Origin of the sequence: Mediterraneibacter sp. 210702-DFI.3.120 (assembly GCF_020561005.1) — a bacterium.
Lineage (GTDB): Bacteria > Bacillota > Clostridia > Lachnospirales > Lachnospiraceae > Mediterraneibacter > Mediterraneibacter faecis.
The window spans coordinates 1-262 of sequence record NZ_JAJCNG010000108.1; the positions used below are offsets into that span (position 1 = coordinate 1).

Consider the following 262-nt stretch of genomic DNA (forward strand, 5'->3'; position numbering starts at 1 on the left):
TTTCCAGAGTTATTTGAACCGTTGACAGTATCAGTAGGTGTGCTTGTATTGCCAGAACTATTATCTGGAAGCCCTGAAGGATATGTATCGTTAATATTCATTTGAAAATAAGCTTTGGTTGTTGGGTATTTCTTTGTTATATAATTCTTTGTAGTATAATTGTAAACAGGATTAGTATCTTCTGTGCTTTCTGGTTCTACTGCAAATTCGTCTCTCAGATCAGCTACGATTGAGTTGCGGAATGCTTCTTTTTCACTATCAG

The 262-nt window shown here is 35.5% G+C and carries 1 protein-coding gene; it reads right to left on the reverse strand.

Annotated elements, in window-relative coordinates; all coding sequences use genetic code 11:
• On the reverse strand, positions 1-262 hold a 262-nt coding region (locus tag LI162_RS15420; protein ID WP_227156893.1), incomplete at both ends, for a hypothetical protein.